Annotated in this window: 5 protein-coding genes and 2 pseudogenes; all 7 read left to right on the top strand. The window is 70.6% G+C overall.

The annotated features are described in order from the left end of the window. Positions 1 to 619 (top strand): annotated as a pseudogene (locus ACVNF4_RS32295) (TetR/AcrR family transcriptional regulator); the annotation flags it as partial. A 224-nt stretch (positions 620 to 843) separates the two neighbouring features. Further along, on the top strand, positions 844 to 1,677 hold the full coding sequence (locus tag ACVNF4_RS32290; RefSeq protein ID WP_461806430.1) for a 2-amino-3,7-dideoxy-D-threo-hept-6-ulosonate synthase: 834 nt from the start codon (positions 844 to 846) through the stop codon (positions 1,675 to 1,677). Beyond that, entirely contained in the window at positions 1,674 to 2,852 is a 1,179-nt protein-coding gene (locus ACVNF4_RS32285; RefSeq protein WP_461806429.1) for a 3-dehydroquinate synthase II family protein, read from the top strand. Before ACVNF4_RS32290 ends, ACVNF4_RS32285 begins: the two co-directional genes overlap by 4 nt. A gap of 6 nt (positions 2,853 to 2,858) precedes the next feature. Next, positions 2,859 to 4,247: a class I adenylate-forming enzyme family protein gene (locus ACVNF4_RS32280; protein WP_461806428.1), complete on the top strand. Its 1,389-nt coding sequence runs from the start codon at positions 2,859 to 2,861 to the stop codon at positions 4,245 to 4,247. Between the two features lie 32 nt (positions 4,248 to 4,279). After that, on the top strand, positions 4,280 to 4,555 hold the full coding sequence (locus ACVNF4_RS32275) for an acyl carrier protein (RefSeq protein WP_461806427.1): 276 nt from the start codon (positions 4,280 to 4,282) through the stop codon (positions 4,553 to 4,555). After that, entirely contained in the window at positions 4,552 to 4,815 is a 264-nt protein-coding gene (locus ACVNF4_RS32270; RefSeq protein ID WP_461806426.1) for an acyl carrier protein, read from the top strand. The genes ACVNF4_RS32275 and ACVNF4_RS32270 overlap by 4 nt, the downstream gene beginning before the upstream one ends. Before the next feature lie 223 nt (positions 4,816 to 5,038). Continuing rightward, positions 5,039 to 5,148: pseudogene (locus tag ACVNF4_RS32265) on the top strand (SAM-dependent methyltransferase); the annotation flags it as partial.

Raw genomic sequence — 5,148 nt, 5'->3', positions numbered from 1 at the left:
CATCACCGTCGGCGGGGTGACGATCGCGAAGGGCGAGGCGATCCTCGCGTCGTACGGCGCGGCGAACCGCCACCCGGACCTGCACGGCGCCGACGCGGACGTCTTCGACCTGTGCCGGGCGGCGGAACGCCTGGCCGAACTGCCCTTCCCCGCCGAGGAACCCCCACCGCACCTCGCCCACGTCACGCCGGCCTCCCCGGTGCGCGAGCCGTGGACGCCGCCCGCCGGGCTGCGGGACGAACTCACCGGCGAACCCGTGGACCTGGCGGGCGACGGGGTCGTCGTCGTCCTCGGGGCGGGGCGGTTGAGCGCGGTGCGGGAGTCGGTGGGGGAGGGGGTGACGTTCGTGGTGGTGACGTCGGACCCGGCGGAGACGGGGCGCTTGGTGCGGCTGCGGATCGCGGACCTGGTGGGGTGTCTGCGGAGGGTGTTCGGGGAGGGGGGCCTGCCGGGGGTGCGGATCGTGCTGGACGAGGAGGGAGTGGTGGCGAGAACGCTGGATGCGATGCCGGACGACGGGACGGAGAGGGCCGTGCGTATTCAGGGCGGCGAGATCAGGGCGAAGGCGGAGGGGCATGGTGCGGGTTATGCGGTGGGAACGGGAAAAGCGAATCCTTGAAATAGGAATCGCCCCAACGCGCATAGACCTCGCGAACAGTACGCCCGGGCCGCGTCAACCCCTTGTGACGTGTCGATCTGTTGTCAATAAACATTCCCTGGGTCGAATATAAATTTCCCGATCGTCATGGCTTGCCAACGGTCGGTCACGCGAGAATGCTCGTGGCTCCTAAAGTTGAAATTTCTAAAACCATCGACTTTTAGCCACGGAGAATCCCCATTCCCATGCCAAGTTCGGGCAAGCGGTTACGGCTGAGAAGACTTTCACTCGCGGGCGATGACCGGCATCTCTTCGTCCCCCTCGACCACAGCGTCTCGGACGGCCCGATCGTCCCCGCCGACAAGTGGGACGACCTGCTGCGCGCTCTGGTGGCCGGCGGCGCCGACGGGATCATCGTCCACAAGGGGCGTGCCCGCTCCTTCGCACCGGACATCCTCAGGAGCTGTGCGCTGGTGGTGCACCTGAGCGCGAGCACCGCCTGCTCCGCCGATGTGCACGCCAAGGTGCTGGTCGCCGATGTGGAGGAGGCGCTGGCACTCGGCGCGGACGCGGTCAGCGTCCATGTGAACATCGGATCCGACACCGAGGCCAGGCAGTTGGCCGACCTCGGAGCGGTGGCGCGGTCCTGCGACGTGTGGGGCATGCCCCTGATCGCGATGGTGTATCCGCGCGGCCCCCGGATCGAGAACCCGCGCGACCCCGCCCTCCTCGCACACCTGGCGAACGTCGCCGCCGACCTGGGCGCGGACATGGTGAAGACGTCGGTCGCCCTGCCGGTCGACCGGATGGCGGAGGTGGTGGCGGGCAGTCCCCTTCCCGTCCTCGCGGCGGGCGGCCCGCCCGACGGCTCCGACCTCGTCGAGTACGGCGCCACCGTGATGGCCGCCGGCTGCCGGGGACTGGCCGTCGGCAGACGGATCTTCTCCGCCGCCGACCCCGCCGCCCTCGTGGCCCGCCTCGCGGCGGTCGTCCACGCCGGCGACGGAACCGGCGGCGTCGGCATCATGGGTGACATGCGCATGACCAGTTACTCGACGATCGTGGCAGGAGTGGCATGAGGTTCGCATGGATCGACCTGCGTGCAGTTCCCCGCCCGCAGCTCCGGGCGGTGGTGGACGCGGCCGTCCACGCCCGGATGGCCGGAGTCGTCGCCTCGGACGCCGAACTGCTCGCCACCCTGCCCCCGACCGTCACCCGGGTCCTGGCCGCCGGAGGCGGAACGCCGGCCGCGGACACGGCGCCGGCCGCCGCCAGGAAGTCCGGCGACAAGGAGGGCAAGACCCCCGAGAAGGACGCCAAGCCCCACTCCGGCACCGGAGTCGACATCCTCCTGCGGGAGTTCTCCACCCAGGAGGAACTGGACGCCCTCGCCGCCGCCCGCGGCACCCCCGTCTCCGGGTTCATCGACGTACGGGACGACCGCACCCTGAGACTGTCGTGCGCGGGAGCCATGGCCCTGCCCCACACGGTCATCCACTTCGCCGACCCGACCAAGATCCCGCTGGAGATCGTGCTCGCCGCCGCCGAGTCCGCCGAGGGCAAGCTCGTCACCGTCGTCGACGGCCTGGAGGAGGCGTCCATCGTCTTCGACGTCCTGGAGCGCGGCTCGGACGGCATCCTGTTCACCCCGCGCAGCGCCGACGAAGTCTTCGCGCTGGCCCGCCTGCTGGAGGCGACGACACCCCAGCTGGAGCTGTCCACCCTCACCGTGGAGAGCATCCGGCACGTCGGCCTCGGCGACCGGGTCTGCGTGGACACCTGCTCCCACTTCGAGGAGGACGAGGGCATCCTCGTCGGCTCCTACTCCTCCGGCTTCGTGCTGTGCTGCAGTGAGACCCACCCCCTGCCCTACATGCCGACCAGGCCGTTCCGGGTCAACGCGGGCGCCCTGCACTCGTACACGCTCGGCCCCGACAACCGCACCCACTACCTCAGCGAGGTCGGCTCGGGCAGCGCGCTGCTCGCCGTCGGCGCCGACGGACGCACCCGGCGCGTCGTCGTCGGCCGGGCGAAACTCGAATCCAGACCGCTGCTTGAGATCCGCACCCACGCCGAGGACGGCCGACCGGTCAGCCTGACCGTGCAGGACGACTGGCACGTACGGGTGCTCGGCCCCGGCGGGAAGGTCCTCAACGTCACCGAACTGCGACAGGGCGACGAGTTGCTCGGCTATCTGGCCGCCGACAAGCGCCATGTCGGGCTGCCCATCGGCGAGTTCTGCAAGGAGGTCTGAGGACCGATGGGCGAACTCGACTCGGACCTCGCCGATCTGGTGCGGCGGCTGTTCGACGCGCACGACGACCGCCTCCCCTGCCTGACACACCGACAGGAGACCCTCACCCGCGCCGATGTGAAGGAGCGCGTGGCCGAACAGGCCGCCGTCTTCGCCGGGTTCGGCATCGGGCCGGGCTCCACCGTGGGGCTGCGGACCCCGCCCAGCTTCACCCAGCTCGAAGTGCTGCTCGCCCTGTGGCGGCTCGGCGCCCAGGTGCTGCTCTTCGACTTCCGGCTCAAACCGCCGGAAGTGGACGCGCTCCGCGGCACCTGCCGACCACAGTTCATGGTCAGCGCCGGCTCCAACGTCCGGGCCACGTTCGGCTTCCGGTCCGCGTACGAGGTCGTCACCGAACGGCGCGGATCCGGCCTGGCCGCCACCACCGGCCACCGCCTCGTCCAGTTCAGCTCCGGCTCCACCGGACGCCCCAAAGTCATCGGCAGGACCGGCCGGTCGCTCGCCGCCGAGGTCGACAGGTTCGCCGACGTCCCCGGCATGCCGGCCGAAGGAGACCGGCTGCTGCTGCTCAGCTCGACGGCGCACAGCTTCGGCCTGATCGGCGGCCTCCTGCACTCCCTGGCCGCCGGCGTCTCCGTCGTCTTCGCACCCCGCGTCTTCGCCCGCGACATCCTGCGCACCGCACAGGAACACCGGGTCACCGCCGTGTTCGGGGTACCGGCCCACTACGAACTCCTCACCGCCGCAACCGATCCCGCCACCCTCCCCGACCTGCGGATCGCGGTCTCCGGCGGCGAGATCATGCCCCCGAGGGTCGCCGCCGACTTCGCGCGGCGGTACGGCGTCGGGGTCGGCGAGGCCTACGGGACCACGGAGACCGGCATCGTCGCCATCGACGTCGGCGGCACCCTGCGCCCCTCGGTCGGCCGGGCGGCACCCGGTGTCGTCGTCCGCGTCGACCGGGGCGAACTGGACGTCGCCCTCGACGAGTCGCCGTACCTCTTCGACTCGGGCGGCCCCCAGTACACCGACGGCTGGCTCCACACCCGCGACCGGGCCGTGCTGGACGCCACCGGCGCGGTGCGCGTACTGGGCCGCGCGGACTCCCTCGTCGTCATCGGCGGACTCAAGGTGGACCTCACCGAGGTGGAGAACGTCCTGCGCGAACACCCGGCCGTCGAACAGGCGGTCCTGATCCACGAGGACGTGACCGAGGCGTACGTCACGGTCCGCGCGGGCGCGCAGCGGCCGTCCGCCGAGGAGCTGTCGCGATGGTGCCGCGAACGGCTGGCCGACTACAAAGTCCCGCGCGTCGTACGGCTGTTGGACGCGCTGCCGCGCACGTCCAACGGAAAGCTGGTACGGCGGGCCGAGGCGCTGCGTTCCGCCGGATGAGCCCGAATCCCCCTTCTCTGGAGATACTGACCATGAGCACGTCGACCCTTGAAGACGAGATCCGCGAGTTCGTCCTGACCTCGGTCATCGACGAGATGAACATCCTGACCAGCCGCGACGGCATCACGGACGACAGCCCGGTGACCGTCGGCGGGCTGGACGTCGACTCGCTGAGCCTGATCGAACTCACCCTGAGACTCGAATCGCGGTTCGGTGTCGAGATCCCCGACACCGACATCGAACCCCTGGCCACGCTGACCCTCGGCGGGCTCGTCGCCGACGTCGTCCGACGGGGTGCGACGGCATGAGCACGGCCGTCACCACCGACTCCGTACGGGAGCTGCTCGCCGACCGCAAAGTCTTCCCCGGCCTGCCCGACGACCTGCACGAGGACGCCGAACTCGTCCTGGACTCCCTCGGGTTGGTATGGCTGCTGCACGTCGTGGAAGAGCGGTACGGCCTGATCGTCGAGCCCTCCGACGAGGACATCGCCGGGCTGACCTCACTCGGCCGACTCACCACGTACCTGCGTACCGCCCAGAAGGGCGGCGCCCGGGATGACGCGTGAAGTGACGGTCACCGGATACGGCGTACAGACCGCGTTCGGCGTCGGCACGCAGGCCCTGCGGCGCGGGGTGTTCGCGGGTGTGCCGGCGTTCCGGCCGACGACACGGTTCGACACGGCGCCGTACCGGACGGGGGTCGCCGCGGCTGCCTCCGGCGGTTTCGGCGGGGCTGAGGAGTGGGCGTTACGGGATGCGCTGAAGCGGTGCGGTGACGAAGCGGTGGGGATGGCCGGGCTGCCGTCCGGGAGCCACCTCGTCATCAGCGACTCGACGGCCACCAGCGAGGGCATGATCGCCGCGTCGAACGCGTACAACGAGAGCGGCGCCGTCCCCTA

Source organism: Streptomyces sp. S6, assembly GCF_054880855.1.
This window is presented reverse-complemented; position numbering and strand designations above follow the sequence as displayed.

Excerpts from the sequence above, each read along its gene's own strand:
- ACVNF4_RS32290 (WP_461806430.1), top strand. The coding sequence starts at position 844 with ATGCCAAGTTCGGGCAAGCGGTTACGGCTGAGAAGACTTTCACTCGCG.
- ACVNF4_RS32285 (WP_461806429.1), top strand. The coding sequence starts at position 1,674 with ATGAGGTTCGCATGGATCGACCTGCGTGCAGTTCCCCGCCCGCAGCTC.
- ACVNF4_RS32280 (WP_461806428.1), top strand. The coding sequence starts at position 2,859 with ATGGGCGAACTCGACTCGGACCTCGCCGATCTGGTGCGGCGGCTGTTC.
- ACVNF4_RS32270 (WP_461806426.1), top strand. The coding sequence starts at position 4,552 with ATGAGCACGGCCGTCACCACCGACTCCGTACGGGAGCTGCTCGCCGAC.
- ACVNF4_RS32275 (WP_461806427.1), top strand. The coding sequence starts at position 4,280 with ATGAGCACGTCGACCCTTGAAGACGAGATCCGCGAGTTCGTCCTGACC.